We start from the raw sequence: 827 nt of genomic DNA, 5'->3' as shown, positions 1-827 counted from the left end.
ATACCGTTCATATTAATTCGTCCCCTTTACTTTTAGCTTATTGTCCAATGCATCGAACGCTGAACCAAGCAAGGCTTGCGGATAGTCCAATAACCCCACCCTTGACTGCGTTCTTTCCAACGATTTTTATGATCTCAACAGCTAATTTATCCCATAGCTTTTTTTCGATCAGTTTTTGCATTCCACCTGTAATAAATCCAATTCCAGTGAAGTCAATGATCTTGTTGATCACACATGATTTCCATGATTTTGTAGAAATTTCTCCAGTTGATGGGTAAGGGACACCTTCTAAATCCTTTTCTTCCAGTTCTTCCCCATTTACCAGTTTAACAAATGCGACGATTGATGCAACATTCTCTTGTCCGAATTTATCAGCGACTAATGACTCATTTAAGACATATTTCCCGTTTTCTTGAACAGAAGCTGTCTCAAAAATGAATTGCATATCGGAAGCGATCTGTTGAGCTGCTTGTTCCTCTTCAGTAAGTTTTTGTGCACTTGCTAGTGGAGCGAAAGCAGTAATTGAAAGGACTAATGCACAAAATGCGGCCAAAATAGACTTCCAGTTTTTCTTTACAGAAACAGTCATCATACGTTTTCCTCCTCTGGGTTAATTGGAATACAAATACTAGGTTATATTATATTTTTTCCCAATTCAATGACTATATTACCATTTTTGAATTTTGTTATTTTGATTGCGGACACCGCAATCAATTTTTTTATTTTTCAGAGCTTCGTTTTGATGAAAATTTCTGTGATAGAATCCCTTCACTGTGGAGGTGAAGGGGATGACGATTATAATTAATGTGATGGATTTAGGAGCATTC

General features: G+C 36.9%; 1 protein-coding gene. It reads right to left on the bottom strand.

From position 1 onward, the window contains the following. Positions 1 to 37 precede the first annotated feature (37 nt). On the bottom strand, positions 38 to 592 hold the full coding sequence (locus D104_RS33245; RefSeq protein ID WP_024024994.1) for a hypothetical protein: 555 nt from the start codon (positions 590 to 592) through the stop codon (positions 38 to 40). Positions 593 to 827: the final 235 nt, after the last annotated feature.

The organism is Marinomonas profundimaris, from assembly GCF_000508165.1.
Taxonomy (GTDB): Bacteria; Pseudomonadota; Gammaproteobacteria; order Pseudomonadales; family Marinomonadaceae; genus Marinomonas; species Marinomonas profundimaris.
This window is presented reverse-complemented; position numbering and strand designations above follow the sequence as displayed.

What these genes read in the sequence shown, in the direction of transcription:
- D104_RS33245 (WP_024024994.1), bottom strand. Translation starts at nt 592, where the DNA reads ATGATGACTGTTTCTGTAAAGAAAAACTGGAAGTCTATTTTGGCCGCA.